This window comes from Pseudomonas sp. B21-023, assembly GCF_024749165.1.
In the GTDB taxonomy this organism is placed as follows: Bacteria; Pseudomonadota; Gammaproteobacteria; order Pseudomonadales; family Pseudomonadaceae; genus Aquipseudomonas.
The window spans coordinates 2,634,023-2,653,208 of the sequence record NZ_CP087190.1 but is presented as its reverse complement, the minus strand read 5'-3'; the positions used below and the strand labels follow the sequence as shown (position 1 = coordinate 2,653,208).

Annotated in this window: 24 protein-coding genes; 10 read left to right on the top strand and 14 right to left on the bottom strand. The window is 65.0% G+C overall.

Features of this window, described 5'->3' with window-relative positions:
• Positions 1 to 24: 24 nt before the first annotated feature.
• The 3 genes from LOY42_RS11895 to LOY42_RS11885 all read right to left on the bottom strand — a co-directional run bounded on the left by LOY42_RS11895 (position 25) and on the right by LOY42_RS11885 (position 2,415).
• Positions 25 to 897, bottom strand: a complete 873-nt coding sequence (locus LOY42_RS11895; protein ID WP_258600772.1) for an alpha/beta fold hydrolase — start codon at positions 895 to 897, stop codon at positions 25 to 27.
• 18 nt (positions 898 to 915) lie between these two features.
• Entirely contained in the window at positions 916 to 1,536 is a 621-nt protein-coding gene (locus tag LOY42_RS11890) for a LysE family translocator (RefSeq protein WP_111532768.1), read from the bottom strand.
• Positions 1,537 to 1,944: 408 nt separating this feature from the next.
• On the bottom strand, positions 1,945 to 2,415 hold the full coding sequence (locus tag LOY42_RS11885) for an REP-associated tyrosine transposase (RefSeq protein ID WP_139671304.1): 471 nt from the start codon (positions 2,413 to 2,415) through the stop codon (positions 1,945 to 1,947).
• Positions 2,416 to 2,602: 187 nt separating this feature from the next.
• Between LOY42_RS11885 and LOY42_RS11880 the strand changes: the two genes are divergently transcribed.
• The gene (locus LOY42_RS11880) at positions 2,603 to 3,082 is read left to right on the top strand and encodes a GNAT family N-acetyltransferase (protein WP_139671307.1); all 480 of its coding nucleotides are present in this window, start codon (positions 2,603 to 2,605) and stop codon (positions 3,080 to 3,082) included.
• On the opposite strand, the gene LOY42_RS11875 is transcribed toward LOY42_RS11880, so the two are convergent.
• Positions 3,064 to 3,504 (bottom strand): general secretion pathway protein GspC, encoded by a 441-nt coding sequence (locus LOY42_RS11875; protein ID WP_139671310.1) that lies wholly within the window; start codon positions 3,502 to 3,504, stop codon positions 3,064 to 3,066. The two genes, LOY42_RS11880 and LOY42_RS11875, sit on opposite strands and share 19 nt — an antisense overlap.
• A gap of 152 nt (positions 3,505 to 3,656) precedes the next feature.
• On the opposite strand from LOY42_RS11875, the gene LOY42_RS11870 reads away from it, so the two are divergent.
• The gene (locus LOY42_RS11870; RefSeq protein WP_408981079.1) at positions 3,657 to 4,055 is read left to right on the top strand and encodes a GspH/FimT family pseudopilin; all 399 of its coding nucleotides are present in this window, start codon (positions 3,657 to 3,659) and stop codon (positions 4,053 to 4,055) included.
• Positions 4,052 to 4,645 (top strand): type II secretion system protein GspJ, encoded by a 594-nt coding sequence (locus tag LOY42_RS11865; RefSeq protein ID WP_139671316.1) that lies wholly within the window; start codon positions 4,052 to 4,054, stop codon positions 4,643 to 4,645. The genes LOY42_RS11870 and LOY42_RS11865 overlap by 4 nt, the downstream gene beginning before the upstream one ends.
• Here LOY42_RS11865 and LOY42_RS11860 read toward each other — a convergent pair.
• Genes LOY42_RS11860 through LOY42_RS11850 form a run of 3 tightly spaced genes read right to left on the bottom strand, consistent with a single transcriptional unit; the run spans position 4,638 to position 6,759 of the window.
• Entirely contained in the window at positions 4,638 to 5,546 is a 909-nt protein-coding gene (locus tag LOY42_RS11860; RefSeq protein ID WP_198754337.1) for a DUF4880 domain-containing protein, read from the bottom strand. The genes LOY42_RS11865 and LOY42_RS11860 overlap by 8 nt on opposite strands.
• A 29-nt stretch (positions 5,547 to 5,575) precedes the next feature.
• Positions 5,576 to 6,118, bottom strand: a complete 543-nt coding sequence (locus LOY42_RS11855) for an RNA polymerase sigma factor (RefSeq protein WP_102683893.1) — start codon at positions 6,116 to 6,118, stop codon at positions 5,576 to 5,578.
• The gene (locus LOY42_RS11850) at positions 6,115 to 6,759 is read right to left on the bottom strand and encodes a secretin and TonB N-terminal domain-containing protein (RefSeq protein ID WP_258600766.1); all 645 of its coding nucleotides are present in this window, start codon (positions 6,757 to 6,759) and stop codon (positions 6,115 to 6,117) included. Before LOY42_RS11850 ends, LOY42_RS11855 begins: the two co-directional genes overlap by 4 nt.
• Positions 6,760 to 6,920: 161 nt before the next feature.
• On the opposite strand from LOY42_RS11850, the gene LOY42_RS11845 reads away from it, so the two are divergent.
• Positions 6,921 to 7,226, top strand: coding sequence for a hypothetical protein (locus LOY42_RS11845; RefSeq protein WP_258600764.1), 306 nt, complete (start codon positions 6,921 to 6,923; stop codon positions 7,224 to 7,226).
• Positions 7,227 to 7,295: 69 nt separating this feature from the next.
• Here the strand turns inward: LOY42_RS11845 and cobF are convergent, their stop codons facing one another.
• Together cobF and LOY42_RS11835 are read right to left on the bottom strand one after the other, a co-directional pair.
• The gene (gene cobF, locus LOY42_RS11840) at positions 7,296 to 8,045 is read right to left on the bottom strand and encodes a precorrin-6A synthase (deacetylating) (RefSeq protein WP_139671328.1); all 750 of its coding nucleotides are present in this window, start codon (positions 8,043 to 8,045) and stop codon (positions 7,296 to 7,298) included.
• Between the two features lie 64 nt (positions 8,046 to 8,109).
• The gene (locus tag LOY42_RS11835; protein ID WP_139671330.1) at positions 8,110 to 9,399 is read right to left on the bottom strand and encodes an OprD family porin; all 1,290 of its coding nucleotides are present in this window, start codon (positions 9,397 to 9,399) and stop codon (positions 8,110 to 8,112) included.
• A gap of 346 nt (positions 9,400 to 9,745) precedes the next feature.
• Between LOY42_RS11835 and LOY42_RS11830 the strand changes: the two genes are divergently transcribed.
• The 3 genes from LOY42_RS11830 (at position 9,746) to LOY42_RS11820 (ending at position 11,178) form a co-directional block, all read left to right on the top strand.
• Complete coding sequence (locus LOY42_RS11830) at positions 9,746 to 10,102, top strand: histone-like nucleoid-structuring protein, MvaT/MvaU family (protein WP_046855429.1); 357 nt, start codon at positions 9,746 to 9,748, stop codon at positions 10,100 to 10,102.
• Between the two features lie 206 nt (positions 10,103 to 10,308).
• Positions 10,309 to 10,836: a lactoylglutathione lyase gene (gene gloA / locus LOY42_RS11825; RefSeq protein ID WP_102683890.1), complete on the top strand. Its 528-nt coding sequence runs from the start codon at positions 10,309 to 10,311 to the stop codon at positions 10,834 to 10,836.
• 96 nt (positions 10,837 to 10,932) lie between these two features.
• Positions 10,933 to 11,178, top strand: coding sequence for a hypothetical protein (locus LOY42_RS11820; protein ID WP_023630255.1), 246 nt, complete (start codon positions 10,933 to 10,935; stop codon positions 11,176 to 11,178).
• 82 nt (positions 11,179 to 11,260) lie between these two features.
• Here the strand turns inward: LOY42_RS11820 and LOY42_RS11815 are convergent, their stop codons facing one another.
• Entirely contained in the window at positions 11,261 to 12,082 is an 822-nt protein-coding gene (locus LOY42_RS11815) for a shikimate 5-dehydrogenase (RefSeq protein WP_111532764.1), read from the bottom strand.
• A gap of 161 nt (positions 12,083 to 12,243) precedes the next feature.
• Here LOY42_RS11815 and LOY42_RS11810 point away from each other — a divergent pair, with 161 nt between their 5' ends.
• Positions 12,244 to 12,585: a hypothetical protein gene (locus LOY42_RS11810; RefSeq protein ID WP_258600753.1), complete on the top strand. Its 342-nt coding sequence runs from the start codon at positions 12,244 to 12,246 to the stop codon at positions 12,583 to 12,585.
• Between the two features lie 101 nt (positions 12,586 to 12,686).
• Positions 12,687 to 12,869: a hypothetical protein gene (locus tag LOY42_RS11805; RefSeq protein ID WP_023632068.1), complete on the top strand. Its 183-nt coding sequence runs from the start codon at positions 12,687 to 12,689 to the stop codon at positions 12,867 to 12,869.
• Between the two features lie 84 nt (positions 12,870 to 12,953).
• On the opposite strand, the gene LOY42_RS11800 is transcribed toward LOY42_RS11805, so the two are convergent.
• Positions 12,954 to 14,000, bottom strand: coding sequence for a metal-dependent hydrolase (locus tag LOY42_RS11800; RefSeq protein WP_139671337.1), 1,047 nt, complete (start codon positions 13,998 to 14,000; stop codon positions 12,954 to 12,956).
• 24 nt (positions 14,001 to 14,024) lie between these two features.
• The gene (hisN, locus tag LOY42_RS11795; protein ID WP_139671339.1) at positions 14,025 to 14,816 is read right to left on the bottom strand and encodes a histidinol-phosphatase; all 792 of its coding nucleotides are present in this window, start codon (positions 14,814 to 14,816) and stop codon (positions 14,025 to 14,027) included.
• Between the two features lie 223 nt (positions 14,817 to 15,039).
• On the opposite strand from hisN, the gene LOY42_RS11790 reads away from it, so the two are divergent.
• Entirely contained in the window at positions 15,040 to 15,687 is a 648-nt protein-coding gene (locus LOY42_RS11790) for a helix-turn-helix transcriptional regulator (RefSeq protein WP_258600749.1), read from the top strand.
• Between the two features lie 232 nt (positions 15,688 to 15,919).
• Here LOY42_RS11790 and LOY42_RS11785 read toward each other — a convergent pair whose 3' ends face one another.
• Positions 15,920 to 17,923 (bottom strand): MacB family efflux pump subunit, encoded by a 2,004-nt coding sequence (locus tag LOY42_RS11785; protein ID WP_139671345.1) that lies wholly within the window; start codon positions 17,921 to 17,923, stop codon positions 15,920 to 15,922.
• Positions 17,924 to 17,925: 2 nt separating this feature from the next.
• Positions 17,926 to 19,080: a macrolide transporter subunit MacA gene (gene macA, locus LOY42_RS11780; protein ID WP_046855421.1), complete on the bottom strand. Its 1,155-nt coding sequence runs from the start codon at positions 19,078 to 19,080 to the stop codon at positions 17,926 to 17,928.
• Positions 19,081 to 19,186: the final 106 nt, after the last annotated feature.

The following is a 19,186-nucleotide window of genomic DNA, read 5'->3' as shown; positions in this document are numbered from 1 at the left end:
ATCAACCCTCCGAGCGGACCACTTTCAATGTTGCAAGAATGCCACCACCTGCTCTGTGGCCGTTATCGGATCTTCCTGCATGAAGCAGTGCCCACCCGCTACCTGCTGCGCGCTCACCTGGCCATTGAGCGTCACCAGGCGCTGCACCGAGTGCGGCACGAACGGATAGGTCTGCTCGCCGTAGAGGATCCGCGTCGGCGTCTGGATACGGCCCAAATGCTGCCACATGCGCTCGGGGAACGAGCTGAAGATCTCCACCTCGCGACTGGGCCGGCACTTGAGCACCACCCCCTCCCCGCAATCGCCTATGGCGTGCTCCACATAGGCCTGCAAGGCCGCATCGGTCCAGCCCTTGAAGATACCGCGCCCCTGCAGCGAGGCCTGGGCCGCCTCACGGTCGGGCCAATGGCTGCGGCGGGTGGCCGCCTTGCGCGCCAGGACATGACGCCGATGCAGGCCAACCATGGCGGCGGCGCCCATCACCCCGATCATGCGCCGGCTGAACAGGACCGGATCCAGCAGCACCGCACGCTGGAACAACTGCGGCTCGGCAGCCAGGATCAAGCCAGTGAGCACGCCACCGAAACTGTGGCCCAAGGCAAAGCGCGGCACGTCGCCATAGTCGCCGCGGCCGGCCTCGAAGGCCTCCACCGCCAGCGCTGCGGTGCGGTTCCAGCCAAGGAACACGCCACCATGGTCGCTGTCGCCATGGCCCTGGACATCGCTCAGCCACAGGTCGAAATGTTCGCCCAGACGCATCAGCATGGGCTGGTAGGCCAGGCTGCAGAAGCCATTGCCATGCAGGAAATGCAGCAGCGGCCTGCCACTGGCGGGGGTGCGCCATCCGCGCAGGGTGAAACCTTCGGCGCATTCATGGGACCAGGGAATCAACTCCATCGACTGCACTCATCGGCTCTAGGAAAACGCCGATTCTACAAACAGCAACGGATACAGTGAAATCACCAGCAGCACGGCCATCAGGACATTGAACAGCACCACCGCGCGCGGATTGCGCAGCAGGTTGCGCAAGGCACTGCCGAACATCACCCAGATGCCGACGCTGGGCAGGTTCACCAGGGCGAACACCGTGGCGATGACGATCACGTTGAACACGTAGCCCTGGGCCGGGGTGTAGGTGGTGATCGCCCCGATCGCCATCACCCAGGCCTTCGGGTTGACCCACTGGAACGCCGCGGCCCCCCAGAACCCGAGCGGTTTGCGGCTGCCATTGGTGTCGCCGGACATCGGCCCGGAGGTGGCGATCTTCCAGGCCAGGTACAACAGGTAGGCCGCGCCCGCGTAGCGCAGGATGCTGTACAACGGTGGCCAGGCCTTGAACACCTCGCCAAGCCCAAGACCAACCGCCAGCACCATCACCATGAAGCCGACGCTGATGCCCAGCGCGTGGGGAATCGTGCGGCGCACGCCAAAATTGACCCCCGAGGCCAGCAGCATGGTGTTGTTCGGACCGGGGGTAATGGAAGAGACGAAGGCGAACAGGACGAACGCGCTGAGCAGATCGAGCGAGGCAAGCATGGCGGCAGTTTCCGGCTTTTCTGATTATCGAAATGCCACGGTAGCGGAGGGCTGGGGGGAATGACCGGTACAGTTGCATGAAATTCAGTGGATACACATTTCTGAGCTGGTTGTATGGCTTGAAGCCTCTGTTTGTCTTGAGATCGAGCGCCGCCCGCGCGGCGCATCGCGGATGAATCCGCTCCTACATTTGTTGCAACGTGACCATGCCTGATAGGCCATGGTTTTTAGCCTTGTGCGCTCGCCGCGATGTTTCGCTGGGCATTGCCGCCGCCCCACTCATCTCATGACATGCGCCAAAGCTGGCAACCATGGCCTGACAGGTTCGGCACGTTGCAACGAATGTAGGAGCGGATTCATCCGCGATGCGCCGCGCGGGCGGCGCTCGATCTCACAGGCGCTGAAATCTCAAGTCGAACACCCCTTTACCCAGATCGCATCCCAGTGCGGGTAGCTACCCACCCTGTCCACTAACCCGGCTCGCAACGGATTAGCAATGATGTACCTTGCAACCATGACTACATCTTCCTCCTTTCGTAAGGCACGATCGTGATAACCGGCTTGCCAGACGGGTGTTGATCTGAGCCCAACTTTATGCAGTTCATGACTGGATCGTGCCTTGAAGTAACGCATCAACGTGCCCAGCGTCACATTTTTCAAATCAACCAACCAATGAAGATGGTCAGGCATCACTACCCAGGCCAGTGACTGGCAACTACCTTCCTGGTCAGCCAGGCGCAGATACTTGACTACCGTACGCGCGTGGCGGAGATCGACGAACAAGGGTCGGCGACGATGAGTTACTGTGGTCAGCAGATAGAACCTACCGAACTCTGAGTATCTGCCGCGACGGAGGTGGCTACCTTTTGGGGTTGGCATGTGGGTCGTCCTGAATGGCGTACACCGAACCAGCATAGTGCTAGCGATCACGGACTGGACAGAGGAGTCTTTTCAATACTTTTCGAAGGCGACTTGAGGCACAGCAAATCATCTACCAGGCAACTGGCGGCCGTCCCTGACAATACTGACCGCCTTCGCACCCTCTCCCGTACAAGGAAGCCCCATCATGTCCGTGACCATCCGCCCCGCAGTGCTGGCCGACGCCGCCCAGATCCTGGCCTTCATCACCGAGCTGGCCGACTACGAGCGCGCCCGCCACGAAGTGGTGGCGTCCCTCGCCGACATCGAGCACAGCCTGTTCGACGCAGGCAGCACGGTGCGTAGCCTGATTTGCGAGCGCGACGGCCAGGCCATCGGGTTCGCCGTGTATTTCTACAGCTACTCCACCTGGCTGGGGCGCAACGGTATCTACCTCGAGGATCTCTACGTCACCCCGCAGCAACGCGGTGACGGCGCGGGGCGCAAGCTGCTGCGGCATATCGCCCGGGAGGCGGTGGAAAACGGCTGTGGGCGCCTGGAGTGGAGCGTGCTGGACTGGAACGAGCCGGCCATCGGTTTCTACCAGTCTCTGGGCGCCGAGCCACAGGACGAGTGGATCCGCTATCGTCTCGACGGCGAGCGCCTGCGTCAGTTCGCCGAGGGCTGAGGCGCCTCGCCCGGAAACGCCGTCTGGGCCAATGCCGGCACCTCGACGCGGCTGCGCTGGCCGCCGCGCTCGATCACCAGGCCGCGACCCTCGATAGCCATCAGGCGCACCCCGCGAGCCAGCTCCTCGCCACTGCGCACGGCGCGTGCCGGGCCGCCGTCGAGGCTGACGATGGCCACGGCGCCTTGGCTGCCGGCCATCACCCCGCTGACCTGGATCTGCACCTGCAGGGGAATATCGGCAAACCATCGCCCGGCCGCTGTCTCGGCTACTACCGGGGTGTCGGCAGCCCGGGCCGTGGCCTGACTCGCCGCTGGCGGCCACAACAGTTGCCCCCAGGTCGCCAGCCCGGCCATCGCGACCAGCAGCCCCAGCGCCTGCAACAACAGCCCGAGTGACAAGTTGGGACGAACGATACGCATGGTCACGCGCTCCTTGTGTGCCTGCGCCCAAGCATACCGGGTGATTCTCACGGTTTTGTTTCACACGCCGATCATCTTGCTCGGGCAAGCTGCCTTGCCAGGACAAGGAGCGCCCCGTGAACGGACAACGTGGTTTCACCCTGATAGAACTGATGGTGGTGCTGGTGATCGTCGGCATCGCCAGCGCCGCCATCAGCCTGAACATACGCCCCGATCCGGGCAAGCAGTTGCGCGCAGACGGCGAGCGCCTGGCGCGCTTGCTGGAGCTGGCGCAAAGCGAAGCCCAGGCCGACGGTCAGCCGCTGCGCTGGCAGAGAGATCGCGACGGCTATCGCTTCGTGCGCGCCGATGGTCAGGTGCTGGTCGAGGGACCGCTCAAGCCGCGCCGCTGGCAGGCCGAGACGGTGAAGGTGCAGGCCGAGCCCCGTGGCGCGGTATGGCTCGATGGCGAGTGGATCGGCGCTCCCCTGACCCTGCGCCTGCACAGCGGCACGCTGCGGCTGGAACTGGCGCGCAACGCCGCCGGGCAGGTGCGGGTGAGCCAGCCATGACCCGCCAACGCGGTTTTACCCTGATCGAAGTGATGATCGCCATCCTGCTGATGGCGGTGGTCAGCCTGATCGCCTGGCGTGGCCTGGACAGCGTCAGCCGCGCCGACCAACACCTGCGCCAGGCCAGCGATGACCATCAGGCGGTGATGCGTGTGCTGCAGCAGCTGGAGCGCGACCTGGCCATGCGTGCCACGGTGGAACTGGTCGAGCCGGTGTTGCCCGGCCACGAGCCGCCGGGCAAGCCCTTGCTGCCCGCCATGCGTGTCCGCGCCGAGCGCCTGGAGCTGGTGCGCGCCGGTGCCGTGTCTGGCAGCGGCCTGCAGCGAGTGCGCTGGTATGTACGCGGGAGCACCTTGTACCGCGCCGCCGCGCCACTGCGCGAAGGCTTCCCATTGCCCGCGCCGAAAGCCGCGGTGGCGGTGCTGGACAACGTCAGCGCATTCAGCCTGCGCACCTGGCAGGCCAAGGGCGGCTGGCGCTCCCCGGCCAGCGAGGCCGACGACAATCCCATCGGGCTCGAGGTGCGCCTGAACCGGCGCGGTCCCCAGGGCGAGGAACACTACCGCCAGGTGCTGGGGCCATTCAACTGACCAGCACCACCCCGCCGGGCAGTTCCAGGCAGCGCGCGCCATAGGCGACGCGGATCAGTTCAGCGGCCTGGCGCAACTGATCGAAACTGAACCGCGCCTGCACCCGGCGGCGCCCCAGTGACGGGTTGAGCAGTACCAGGCGCCCGGGGCGGTAGCGGTTGATCTCGTCGATTACCTGGGTCAATGGTGCATCACGGAACACCAGCATGCGCTCGCGCCATGCCGTCACCTGGCCAATGTCGAAGGCCTCGGGCACGCCGACGCCTTGCGCGCCATAACGCAACTGGCGGCCGGCCGGCAGCGCCTCGAGCCGGCCCTGGGCAAAGATGCGCAGTTCGCCACTCAGGCAGGTGACGCACACGCCGTCGTCGTCCTCACGCACATTGAATCGGGCCTGCTCGGTACTGATCACCCCTTCCTGCGCCCGCACCTGCATGGGCTGGCGGGCCTGTACTTCGATTTCGCCTGCCAGCAGGGCGATACCCTGTGCCTCGCGGCTGACGCGTGTGCGCACGTTCAGTTCCAGTTCGACGCCAGGCGCCAGTTCGACCCGCTGCTGCTCATCCACCTGGGTGGCGAACGCCGCAGGCGGCGCCATGGCCTCGTCCAGCCAGCCGCCACGCCAGGCAACCACCGCCAGTGACGCGGCCAGCGCCCCGCCCAACAACGCCCGGCGCCCGAGCAGCGGCGCCGATGGCGCCTGGCTGGCTTGCTGCGCCGCTGGCCCGAGCAAACACCAGAGCTGACGCGCCTGGGCGAACGCCTCGGCGTGCGCCGGGCTGCGTGCACACCACTGGCGCAGGGCCTGGGCATCGGCCTGGGTAGCCTGGCCGGAGGTCAGCCGCAACAGCCAGCCCTGGGCCTGGCGCTGCAAGTCGGGATCGGGCGGAATCTGGGGCATGGTGCTCACATGAAGAGGTCGACTATCGTTCAAGACGGTTTTCCCGCGCCGGGACCGAAGCGTTGAAACACTTTTCTGTCCAGACGCATCGCGCAATGCCCCAGTGCCGCCTTGAGTTCCTTCTCCACGGTGCGTGTGGAAATGCCGAAGCGCTGGGAGATTTCCTGGTGCGAGGCCTCCTCCAGCCGCGCGGCGATGAAGATCCGCCGACGTCGGGCCGGCAGCTCGTAGAGCGCGCCCAGCAGGCTCTGGATCTCGCGCTGACCGCCGACGATGCGTGCCGGGTCCTGGTCCTCGGCCACCTGCAGCAGCGTCTCGATCTCCGCGCCGGTGAGCAGCCGGGCATCGGCCTCGCGGCGGTCGGCGGCAACGTTCAAGGCCATGCGGTACAGGTAGGCACCAGGCTTGTGCAGGTCGTGCGCGGCGTCCATGCGATCCACGCGCAAGTAGGTTTCCTGCAGCACGTCGTTGGCCAGGTCGTCCGAGCCGAGCCGCCGCCTCAGACGGACCCTGAAGGTGTCGTAGGAGGTCAGAAACAGCTTGACCAGCGCACTGTCCCGAGGTTTGTTCATGCCGCCGCAGCTCCTTGCGAAAGAGGGCAATCCATAGGTTCCGGGCGCAGCAACAGGGTCAGCGGCTGTGCCAGTGAAGTCGGCGGCGCCTGCTCCAGGCGCACCGCCCGCAGCCGCTCGACCAGCGCGGCATCGCGGGCAAAGTCGCCCGTGGAGGCCAGCAGCCGGCTCTGCACCAGTTGCCCGCTGGCATCGATCCAGACCTGCACGGCCGCCCGGTAGCTGCCCGGGCGGGTCGACGGCCAAGCGCACAGAGCGCGCTCGACCGCGTGTTGCAATGCCACCGCATAACTGCCCGACGCCGGGCCTTCACTCCGGCCACGCCCGGGCGTTGTTCGCAGGCGCAACGGTTGCAGGGTGAATCCACCGCTGCCGTGGCGCGCCTGCAGACCGGTACCTTGCAACAAGCGCTGCAAACCCTCGCGCGGCGTGTAGCGGCCGCGCAGCGGGCTGGAGCGCTGGCCGGCGAGCAACGCCTGGTCGACCAGCACCGCCAGGCCACTCTGCCGGCCGAAGCTGTCCAGCGCCCGGTCCAGCGCCTGCGCCGGTAGGTCGAAGGTCAGTATCGGCTGGCCACGCGCCCCTGGCGCCGCCACCAGCCAGGCCAGTATCAGCGCGCCGGCCACAAGCAATGCACGCACGGGAGATCTGGCCTCCTTGCTGGCCGCCGTCGCCGGGGGAAACGTCATCCTGGGGCCTGTGTATGACGCTGTGGTGACAGGCCTCGGCAATCAAAGCTTCACCCCGTCCCATGCTGGCAGCGAATAGACTGGCGCAAGGAATGACTGCACGGAGAAGCACCATGATTCGACTGTCGCTGATCACTTTGCCGCTGCTGCTGGCCTGCGCCCTGCCGGCGCTGGCCGAACCGTCCAAGGGCTGCATCGACGTGCAGGTCGGGCAATCGCGGGCACTGGCCTACGACTGTCTGAGCCGACAGCTGCAAGGGGCCGATCCGCGCGCCGCCAAGGGCCTGCGCGATCAGCTCGACCCGGTCAGGCAGATGCAGCGCAGGGCACCAAACCAGATGGGCTTGGCGACACCGGCAGCGACCTCGACGCGCATGGGCAACAGCTTTGGCAGTTCGGTGTTGCCACAGCGGCCTTGATGGGTCTGACGATGGATCTACAGCGCTTGATCTCACAGGCGCTGCAACTCTCCCGCCAGCCACCAACCACTACCCCTCCCTGCGCAACAGATAGGTATCCATGATCCACCCCTTGCGCCGCCGCGCCTCATCGCGCAACTGAAGGATGCGCCCCTTCACCGCCTGCAACGGCCCGCTCACCAGCAGCTCGTCCGGCGTGCCCAGGTAGGCGCCCCAGTAGATCACCAGTTGCGGATCATCCAGGGCGGCGAACGCGCACTGGCCATCGAGCATCACCAGCACATTGTCGATCCGCGTCTGTTCGCCCAGGCGTCGCCCCGGCAGCACGGTCAGCGGCTCGCCGATACGGTTGAGCGGGATCTGGTGACGGGCGGCCAGCGCCTGGATGCTGCTGATGCCTGGAATCACCTGCAAGGCCAGCGTCAGGCCGCGTTCGCGGACCAGGTCGAGAATACGCAGGGTGCTGTCGTACAACGCCGGCTCGCCCCAAAGCAGGAACGCGCCGACATCATCGCTGCCCAGCTCATCCTCGATCAGCCGGGCGTACAATGCGGCGCGCTGGGCATGCCAGTCCTGCACGGCGCCGACATAATCCGGCGCCTGGCCGTCCCGGCGCGGGTCCTCGACCTGCACCAGGCGGTAACCACCCTCGGGCAGGTAGCGCTCGAGGATGGCCCGGCGCAGGCGCACCAGGTCGTCCTTGTCGCTGCCCTTGTCGAGCACGAAGAATACCGTGGCGCGCCGCAGCGCCTCCACCGCCTCGTAGGTGACCTGGCGAGGATCGCCCGGTCCGATACCGATCAGTAGAAGCTGTTTCATCGCCTGCCCTGCCTGGTTGCCGGTGGTCATTGTCGACCGACCACCGGTCGTTTGGCAAAACGGGTCAGAGGATCGAGAAGTTGTAGCTGACAATGACCCGGGTTTCGTCCATGTCACGCGCCCACTTCTCGTAGTTGCTGCGGTAGGTGGAGTTGCGCAGGCGCACGCTGACGTCCTTGAAGGTGCCGCTCTGCACCTGGTACTTCAGCTCGCTGTCGCGTTCCCATTCCTTGCCTTCGGCGTTGCTGCCAGGGACCTTCACATTGTCGCCATTGATGTAGCGGGTGAAGAAGGTCAGGCCGGGCACGCCCAGGGCCTTGAAATCGTAGTCGTAGCGCACCTGCCAGGAACGCTCCTGGGCGGCGGCGAAGTCGTTGACCTGGGCATAGTTGACCAGATAGGGGTTGGTGCCGTCGAGGTACGGCATGGCGCTGTCGCCGTACATGCGCTGCCAGCCGGCGCTGAGCTTGTGCCCACCCAGGCTGTAGCCAAGCATGCCGCTGAAGGCGCGGTGGTCGATGCGCCCGGCACGGGCATTGCCGATGTCGTCGCTCTTGATCACCCGCAGGTCCGCCGACAGCGTGCCGACTTCCAGCGGCTGGCTGGCGACCAGCCCGAGGAAGTGCTGGCGGTAGATGTTTTCCAGCTTGGACACCTGGTACTGCGCGCTGACGCGGTCGTTGAAGCGGTAGTCGACGCCGGCCAGGTCGAAATGATCGGCCTCGATATCGCAGGCATAGCGCTTGTTCTTGCAGTGCACGCGGATGTCCTGGCGGTCGGTGGAATCCCGCGCGGTGTACTGGTTCAGGCGTGCCAGGGTGAACTTGAGGTCGCGCACTTCCTCGGAGGTCAACCAGGCGCCATGGAACATGGTCGGCAGCAGGCGCCCGTCGTTGTACTTGAGCAGCGGCACGTCCGGCATCATCGAACCGTACTTGAATACCGTGTTGGACACCTTCACCTTGCCGGCGATGCCCATCTTGGCGTACTGGTCGGCGGAATGGCGCGGGTCGTGCCCGGACGACGGCAACAGGCCGCTATTGCTGTCGGCGGGACTGGAGTCGAGCTTGAAACCAATCATCCCCAGCGCATCCACGCCGAATCCGACCGGTCCCTGGGTATAACCGGACTGAACATTGAGAATAAAGCCCTGCGCCCACTCTTCGCGCTTCGACGCGCCTTGCTTGGAACTGGTGTGGCCGTCACGGAAGTCCCGGTTGAAATAGACATTGCGTGCTTCGACCTTGGCACTGCTGTCTTCAAGAAAACCGGCGGCCTGGGCGTTGACACCGGCACACAGGAAGAACAAGCCGGCAACTCGGCGCCCGGGGGCGAGGGGGAAAGGGGCAAACATGCGAAGGAACATCCAGAAGAAAGACGAAAAACCATCCGGGCAGTCATCTGCACCGGCACTACGCGATGAACGAATACACTTCGACCATCATCCATAATTTTCCGCCAAGGGCTCTAGCCTAAGCCATGGGACCATGGTCTAAGGTGGTTGGCCGGGTCTTTTCGAATAACGCGTAAAAAATCGGCAAAGTTCCCGAGTAATTGATAGAAAGTTTGCTGTTTACCCACTCGCAAGCGACTACTACACTCTCGCTTAGCGAACAGCTTTACCCATCCACGTGGCCGGCGTTCAGTCTGGTTTCATGTTCGTCACGTCCCGCCACGGCAGACTTACAGGAGTGAAGACAGTGTCCAGACTTGCAGAGTTTCGTGCTGCCGAAAAAGCGCTCAAGGAACAGATGGCACAACTGGAAGCGCTGAAAAAGGATGCCGGCCTTAAACGCGAAATCGAATTCGAGCAGAAACTAGTCGGCCTGATGAAAAGCTATGACAAGAGCCTGCGCGATATCATCGCCATTCTCGACCCGAAAGCCGTGACCCGCGCCCCGGCCGCGGTCAAGCAGCAACGCCGCCCGCGGGTGGTAAAGGTCTACGCGAACCCCCATACCGGCGAGCGGATCGAGACCAAAGGCGGCAACCACCGCGGGCTGAAAGCCTGGAAGGAACAGTACGGGGCGCAGACGGTGGAAAGTTGGGTGCGCTGATGAAACCTCGACACCTGCTTCACACTTTTTTCACACCCGCAGGCTCAGTATCGAACCAGCTAAAGGACTAGCGACCCCATCACGCGCCCGCACATGCGGGCCTCTAATTCCGGCGCCCCGCACTCGTGCGGGGCGCTTTCATTTGCGCTGCTGGTTGACTTCCGTATCATGGCAAACCTATTCAAGGCCCTGATTCCGGAGTACCCATGAGCCTGCACGATCTGCAAACCCTCCCCGGCGTGACCGCCCAACCAGACACCGCCACCGCCCAATTCGTGTTCAACCACACCATGCTGCGGGTCAAGGACATCGAGAAGTCCCTGGACTTCTACACCCGCGTGCTGGGCTTTCGCCTGGTGGACAAGCGCGACTTCCCGGAGGCGGCTTTCAGCCTGTATTTCCTGGCCCTGGTCGACCCGGCGCAGATTCCTGCCGATGACGCCGAGCGCCATCAGTGGATGAAATCGATCCCCGGCGTACTCGAGCTGACCCACAACCACGGCACCGAGAACGACCCCGACTTCGCCTACCACAATGGCAATACCGACCCACGCGGTTTCGGCCACATCTGCATTTCGGTACCGGACGTACGTGTTGCCTGCGCCCGCTTCGAGGCGCTGGACGTCCCGTTCCAGAAGCGCCTGCAGGATGGCCGCATGAACCACCTGGCCTTCGTCAAGGACCCGGACGGCTACTGGGTCGAGGTCATCCAGCCGACCGAACTCAAGGGCTGATACCCACCGGTCGCGCTCGTCGGGCCGGGAACCCTCGGCCCCTCGCTGTGGTATATGGAAGTAACGCCTGTTCCAAGCCACAGCGAGGTAAGGACGATGCAAACCCTTCACTGTGAATACCGCGACCACACCATCACCGCCAGCGTGATGCCCCACCCCGACTCTCCCCTGCCCTATGCTGCAGGCTGCGTGATCACCGACCCTGCCGGCCACAGCAGCAGGCGACTATCGATGCCGATGAAGTTCTTCGCCGACCTGGAGAATGCCCAGCACGTCTCCCTGGCCCATGGCCGGGCGCTGGTTGACCAGCAGCTGGATGACAAGGATCAGCGGGTGTTCTGATAACCCGCCAGCAGCCAGCACCCACAGTGTGGGAGCCGGCTTGCCGGCGATGCGGCGCGCAGCGGCGCCCTTCTACACCTAATCAGCCTTCACGGGCATACGCCACGGCAGCCGCCACCTGTTCGGCTGTCGGCCGGACCCCGGTGTACAACACGAACTGCTCCAGCGCCTGAAGCGCGATGACGTCGAGGCCGGTGATCACCGGTTTGCCCAGCGCCTCGGCGGCGCGGATCAGCGGTGTGCGTGCCGGCAGTGCAACCACATCGAATACCCGCTCGGCCGCCGCGATTGCGGTTTCGCTGAAGGCCAGCTGGTCGGCCTCCGGGCCCCCGGCCATGCCGATCGGCGTGACGTTGATCAGCATCGGCGGGCAACGGTCCTGCAGTTCAGGCAGCCAACGGTAGCCGCAAACATCCGCCAGTTGCCGCCCGGCCTGCTCGTTGCGGGCGACGATGATGCCGTCGCGAAAACCAGCGTCGCGCAGCGCGCTGGCCACCGCCTTGGCCATGCCACCGCTGCCGCGCAGGGCGAAGCCGGTCGCCGGGTCGACCCGCCGCTCGGCCAGTAGCTGCCGTACCGCCAGGTAGTCAGTGTTGTAGGCCTTCAGATGGCCTGCGGTATTGACCAGGGTGTTCACCGAGTCGATGGCCGCAGCCGAGGGGTCGACCTCGTCCACCAAGGCCAGGCAGGCTTCCTTGTAGGGCATCGATACGCCGCAACCGCGAATACCCAGGGCGCGGATGCCGGCCACGGCGGCCGGCAGGTCCTGGGTGGTCATGGCCTTGTAGTAATAGTCCAGGCCCAACTGCTGATACAGATGGTTGTGAAAGCGTACGCCGAACGTACCGGGGCGCCCGGCCAGGGAAATGCACAACACGGTGTCCCTGCTCGGTGAATGGCTCATCGCGGTTCCTCTGTCATGGCTGAATCGATTGCGCCAGCGTACCAGACCCCGCCGCCGGTCGCCCCTTACACAACCTTTACCCTTTGCCATGGCGCGGTTGACCGAGAGTGCGGTCATAGTAGACAGACCCCGAACGTGGGGTTGTCTTGCGAGGTGTCGCCATGAAGCGTTACATCCCCGGAATCGCCCTGCTGGTCGGCGCGCTGGCAATCAGCGGGCAAGCCTCGGCCCATGGTGGCGGCTGGTACGGCCCGGGGCCGGTGATCGGCGCGGCCGTGGTGGGCGCGGTGGTCGGGGCGGCCGTATCGGGCGGCCACGACCGCACTGTCTACGTCGAACGCCAGCCGGCCTACTATCCACCGCCACCGGTCTATGTGCAGGCGCCGCCACCGCCGGTGTATTACCAGCCCTATGTGGTCGAGCGCTATGTGCCCGCCCCGCCGCCGGTCTACCGCCGCTATTATGGCCCGCCACCGGTGTACTACGGCCCGCCGCGCTGGTAAGCGGCATAGTTGATAAAAGCAATGACCACTATCGAGGACATTGATTTCAAACCCTGAAGACGCCTGGGTAAGGTAGGGCCATGTTCGAGAGGAGATCCGCCATGGCCCCGATCCAGATCATGTCCGTTGTCGGCAGCGCAGTCCCCAGCAGCCTGCGCCAACAGGGCCTTTTGGCCTGCTGGTACCTGCTGCGCGACGGTGAAGCCATCAGCGGCCCGTTGACCAGCCGCCGCTGCGCCGAGACCCTGGCCGGCCGCTTGCTCGACCAGACCTTGGTCGCCTGACCCCGAATTTGTTGTGTGTTGCTCCCTAAGCCCTTGTAGCCCGCCACCCGGCGGGCTTTTTTTGCTCGCCAGCCAGCCAGCCACCTACAAATGCCCCGCCCACACGGCAAGTGGCAGTGGCGGTTGCTGGTCGAGGATACGGCGCCAGATCAAGCTCAACCGCTCGCCATCGAACAGGGAGGCGGCACCGCCACCAATCCAGCCCCTGGGCTGGATCACCGTCCATTGCCCTGCGGCATCACGCCGGGCCATTTCGAAGCGGAAACTGTAGTTGCCTGGCATGCCCATGCGCAGGTCGGTGACCACCAGCGAGTCACCCATGATGTCGTAGCGCAGCCAGTCATCGGTGAACCAGCGCAGGCGCTCGTACAGTGGCGAGCCCGCCAGTACCTTGGCAGCCTCCAGATTGCGCGACTGGTGCAGCATCTCCGGAGGTTCGCGATCGAACCCGCTGCTCACGCCCTCGTAGTAATCGCCATCCGGGGTTTTCGCCAGCACCCGCCAGATCAGGCTGTTGAAGGCGATGGGCACCGCGCGGACCTCACTGGCCTCGACCCCCTGCGCCTGCAAGGCCAGGTGGAAACGTTGCTCGGCGGCCATGCGCCCGGCCAGGCCGAAGCCCAGGTAGAGCGTGCTGAGTCCCAGTGCCAGGCACAGCATCGCGGTCGCCCTGCCCTTCAGGCCCCTGATCGCCGCATAGCCCACCGCCAGCAGCAACGGCACGGTATACACCGGGTCGATGATGAATACCGCCGCCCAGCTTTCCGGCGTCAGGTGCAGGGGCCAGAACAGCTGGGTGCCATAAACGGTGAAGGCGTCGAGCACCGGGTGGGTGACCAGCGCCAGCCAGAAGGCCAGGAACAGCCTGCCTGGGGTATAGCCTCGGCCTGGCCAGCGCCAGGCGACCAGCCAGGCAAGCAACAGGGCCAGGCCGGTCAGGACGAAGATCGAATGGGAAAAGCCACGGTGGAAGGTCATCTGCGACACCGGGTCGGCGTAGCGGATCACCACATCCAGGTCGGGCAATGTCCCCAGGGCGGCGCCGTAGATCAGCGAGCGGCGGCCCTGGATACGGCCCAGTACGGCGCCTTGCAGGGCCGCGCCGAGCACGGCTTGGGTGATTGAGTCCACGGCAAACGTCTCGTGCAGGGTCTATCAGATGGCGTGACGCAACATCGCCAGTACCTGCGCATGCAACGCCGGATCGCCACACGCCACCACGCAGCCCCCGTCCTGGGCCGAGCCGCCATCCCAGGAGGTGATGACCCCACCCGCGCCTTCGATGATCGGCATCAACGCCTGCACGTCGTACGGCTGCAGGCTGGCCTCGACGATCACATCGACGAATCCGGACGCCAGCATGCAGTAGGCATAGCAATCACCGCCATAACGCATCAGCCGGGCCTTGCCGGCGACCGCCTCGAACGCCGCCTTGCGCGCCGGGGTGTCGAACATGTCGGGGGTGGTGCACATCAGCGTGGCCGACGCCAGGTCGGCGCAGGCGCGGGTCTTAAGCGCCTTGCCATTGCGCCAGGCGCCGTGCGGGGTGCCGATGAAGCGTTCGCCGGTGAACGGCTGGTTCATCACCCCGAGCACCGGGCGGGTACCGTCGTTGAGAGCGATCAGCGTGCCCCACAGCGGCAGGCCGGTGATGAAGGCGCGGGTGCCATCGATCGGGTCGAGTACCCAGGTCAGCGGGCTGCTGCCCAGTGCCGCGCCCTGCTCTTCACCCAGTATGCCGTGGGTGGGATAGTGAGCCTGGATCAGCGCGCGCATGGCCTCTTCGGCGGCCTTGTCGGCGATGGTCACAGGGTCGTACAGGCGCCCCCCCTTGTCCTCGACATCCAGGCTGGCACGAAAGTAAGGCTGGATCGCCGCCGCGGCGGCATCGGCCAGTTGCTCGGAGAAAGAGCGGAATTCGCCGATCTGTTCAGCGCTCAGGGACATGGGGCGGTCTCGTTGTGGGATGGGATGCGCATCATACCCGAGTCGTGCGCGGACACACCTGCGGCGTCACCCATGATATTGTTATGCCATTATCGCCGCTTCATTTAACCGTCACTGATTCGTTGTACTAGGATAGCTAGCAGCCCGATGGCCCGGCCGACAGTCAAGGATGCTGGTTGCTGGCGCAAGGGCCTCCGTTCCACCGCCTATCATGGATGACACGATGAATTCGCACCTGCTTTTTCCGCAGATCGGTAAAGTCATAGCCAGTACCGGCAGCCGCCATTTCCCCCGGCACCTGCACGACCTGATCCAGACCCACCTGACCATCGACGCCACGCATATCCGCCAACTGCGCATCAATCCGGCCTGCGCCAGCCAGCCAGACGCGCCCCTGATCAGCGAGACGGTGTTCAGCGCCGGCGATACGGGTGACGGCTTCGACGACCCGGCGCGCCTGCACCTGGCCCGGCGCAAGGATGGTTTCCGCTACGAAATCACGGTCTTGCGGGCCGACACCCGCGTTGGTTTCTCAGCTACCGATCGCAGCCGGCTGGAGGACATTTCGCCCTTGTTGCTGCCCATGCTGGAAAAACACATCAATGCCCTGCAGCCTGCCGCGCCGGTACCCGCAGACCCTGACAGCCTCGAACAGCGTTTTCTCGAACGCCTGCGTCAGACCAGCATCCGCCTGTCGGAACGTGAGATGCAAGTGTGCGAGGGCTTGCTGGCCGGGCGCACGGCGCCGCAGCAAGCCGAGCATCTGCGGCTCAAGGTCAATACGGTGGAAAGTTACCTGCGCCGGGCGGCGATCAAGCTGGGCATCAGCGGCCGCCACTCGCTGATGCGCTGGATGTATGCAGAGATCTAGTGTGGTGTTTCACAAATAACGACCATAACTCGCGGCGCTTTTTGCGCTCATGCGGCGTTGTCGCTCCTCGCCGTAGCTGGGCTACGACTCGTCGCGACGCCTTGCTTGAGCACAAAAATCGCTCGCGATTTATTGGTCGTATTTGCAAAACACCACACTAGCCAGACCGAATGCCCACAGGCACGCAAGATCGAGCACCGCGGAAGCGGCGCTCGATCCCGAGCGCTCAGGCCTAGTCCCGTGCCAACGCCTCGATAGGGTCCAGACGCGCCGCATTGCGCGCCGGCACGAAGCCGAACACGATGCCGATCAAGGTCGAGCAGACGAACGCCGTGACCACCGACCCCAGTGAAAACACCATCTCCCACTGCTTGACGAAAAGCGCGAACAGATACCCGATCCCATAGGACAACCCGATCCCGATCACCCCGCCGATCAGGCAGACCATCACCGCCTCCACCAGGAACTGCTGGCGGATATCCGACTGCCGCGCCCCCACTGCCATGCGGATGCCGATCTCGCGGGTGCGCTCGGTAACCGACACCAGCATGATGTTCATCACCCCGATCCCCCCCACCACCAACGAAATCACTGCAATCAGCGACAGCAGCAGGGTCAGCGAGCGGCTGGTCTTCTGCACGGTCTGCATGATGCTGTCGAGGTTGTTGGTGAAGAAATCCTTGGTGCCGTGGCGCTGCAGCATCAGTTTGTTGACCTCCTCCTCCACCCGCTTGCTCGGCATGCCGTCCTTGATCCGCACACTGATGCTGTCCAGGTGGCGCTGGCCAAGCACGCGCCCGGCGGCGGTCTCGTAGGGCATCCACACGTTCAGGGTGTTGCCGGCGACGAACAGGTTCTTGTTCTCGGCGGTCACGCCGATCACCGTGCACGGCAAGTTGCCGACCAGGATCACCTGCCCAAGCGGGTTGAACCCATCGCCGAACAGGCGCTTGCGCGTGTTGTGGTCGATCACCACCACCTGTGCCTGGCGCCGGGCATCATCGGCGCTGAACACGATCCCTGCGGCCAAGGGGATGTTGCGCACCTGGAAGTACTGCTCGCTGACACCGTTTAGCTGCACATCGGCGTCGATGTTGCGGTAGCGCACCAGCGAACTCTGACCGATCACCGGGGTGGCGCTGTCGACGTAGTAGAGTTCGTTGAGCGCGGTCACGTCAGCCGGCACCAGGGTCTCGATGGCCTTGGCCCGGCTGTCGCCGAAACTGGTGCCGGAGTAGATGTCGATGGTGTTGCTGCCGATCGCCTGGATGTCCTTGAGCACGTAGCCCTTGGCGCCCTCGCCGATGGCCGAGATCGACACCACCGAAGTGATGCCGATGATGATCCCGAGCATGGTCAGCAGGGTGCGCATGCGGTGCGAGACCAGGGCGATCCAGGCCATCTTGAAGGCCTCGCGGAACAACCCGAGGCTGGCCACCAGCCGCCGTGGCGCCTGCTCGCGAGCGGGCGCCGCCTCGGCGGCCGGTGCAGTGGGCTCGGCGCGGGTGCGCCGGTCACTGACGATCTGCCCGTCGCTGACCTCGATGATCCGCTCGGCGTGGGCGGCGACCTTGGGGTCGTGGGTCACCAGGATCACCGTGTGCCCGGCGCCGTGCAGTTCCAGCAGGATGTTCATCACTTCCTTGCCGCTGGCGGTGTCGAGCGCTCCGGTCGGCTCGTCGGCGAGGATCACCTCGCCGCCGTTCATCAGCGCCCGGCAGATACTGACCCGCTGCTGCTGGCCCCCCGACAGCTGGCTGGGCCGGTGCGCCAGGTGTCCGTCCAGGCCCAGGCGGCCCAGCAGCTCCCGCGCCCGGGCATGGCGCCCGGCCTGCGCCACGCCGGCGTACACCGCCGGGATCTCGACATTGCGCAGGGCATCCAGGTGCGGCAACAGGTGGTAGCGCTGGAAGATGAAACCGAAGTGGTCACGGCGCAGCGCGGCCAGGGCGTCGTCGTCGAGATCACGGGTTTCCTGGCCGCTGACCTGGTAGCTGCCGGCGCTGGCATGGTCCAGGCAACCAAGGATGTTCATCAGCGTCGACTTGCCCGAACCCGAGGCGCCGATGATCGCCACCAGCTCGCCGGCATGGATCTCCAGGTCGATACCCTTGAGCGCCAGGAACTCGCGGTCGCCCGCCATGAAGCTGCGGCTGACCCCGTCCAGGCGCAGCAACGGCTGCTCCTCGAGCGCCGACACCGCCCGTGCCGGCGACAGTTCCACGTTCATGTTCATGCTCACGCCCCCGCCTCGCCCGACACCGGCTCGCCGATCACCACGCGGTCGCCTTCGGCCAGGCCGTCCTTGACCTGCACCTTGACGTTGTTGTTGATACCCGCCTGGACCTTGCGCACCTGGGCGAAGCCCTTGCCATCGAGCACCCGCACCGGGAAGCTGCCGTCGGCGTCACGCGGCCCCAGCGCCGCCACCGGTACGGTGAGCACGCCCAGGGCGGTGTCGAGGACGATACGCACCTGGGCGGTCATCGAGATGCGCAGCCGGTGCTCGGGGTTGGGCACCTCGAACAACGCGTTGTAGAACACCGCGCTGGCCTGCTTGGCAGCGCCGCCGCTCTTGTCGCTGCTTTCCAGGTAGTTCTGCGGCGCGGGCTCGGTGCCGCGCAGCTTGGCGTAGTAACGTTTGTCGTCACCGAGGATGGTGAAGTACACCTGCTGGCCGGGGCTGATATGAATCACATCGGCTTCGGACACCTGGGCCTTGATGGTCATGGTGTCGAGGTCGGCGAGCTTGAGGATTACCGGCGCCAGCTGGTTGGAGATCACCGTCTGCCCTTCCTGGGTGACGATACCCACCACATGGCCATCGATCGGCGCGACGATACGGGTGTAGCCGAGGTTGACCCGGGCCGTGTCGATCTGCACCTGGGCGCTCTTGATCTGCGCGTCCAGCGAGCGCAGGTTGGCTTGTTGCACCTCGAACTCGGACTCGGCGTTCTCGAAGTCCTGGCGCGAGATCGACTCGTCGGCCTGGAGCACGTCGTAGCGTTCGTAGACCCGCTTGGCCTGCTTGAGCTTGGCCTGCACCGAGCGCCGCTCGGCCTGCAGCTTCTCGGCGTCGACCTCGGCCTGCCGCAGCGAGTTGCGCGGCACCAGCGGGTCGATTTCGGCCAGCCACTGGCCTTCGGCGACCTTGTCGCCAAGCTTCACCTTGAGCGACTTGAGTTGCCCTGAGACCTGGGCGCCGACGTCCACCTGGCGGATACCTTCCAGGGTGCCGGTGGCCAGCACCGCGTTTTCGATATCGCCACGCTCGACCGTGGCGGTGATGTACTGCGGCGGCTTGGCCGGGGCCTGCACCGCGTACAGCACGATGCCGGCGACCAGGGCCACGGCGACACCGAGGGTGATCTTGCGAAACTTCGTCTTTTCCATAAAACCGTTCTTCCTGAAGCTGATGAGGTCCCGTGGGAGCGGGCTTGCCCCGCGATAACGCCACTCCAAGGTGGCGCCATCACTTTGCAAGCCCGCTCTCACGACG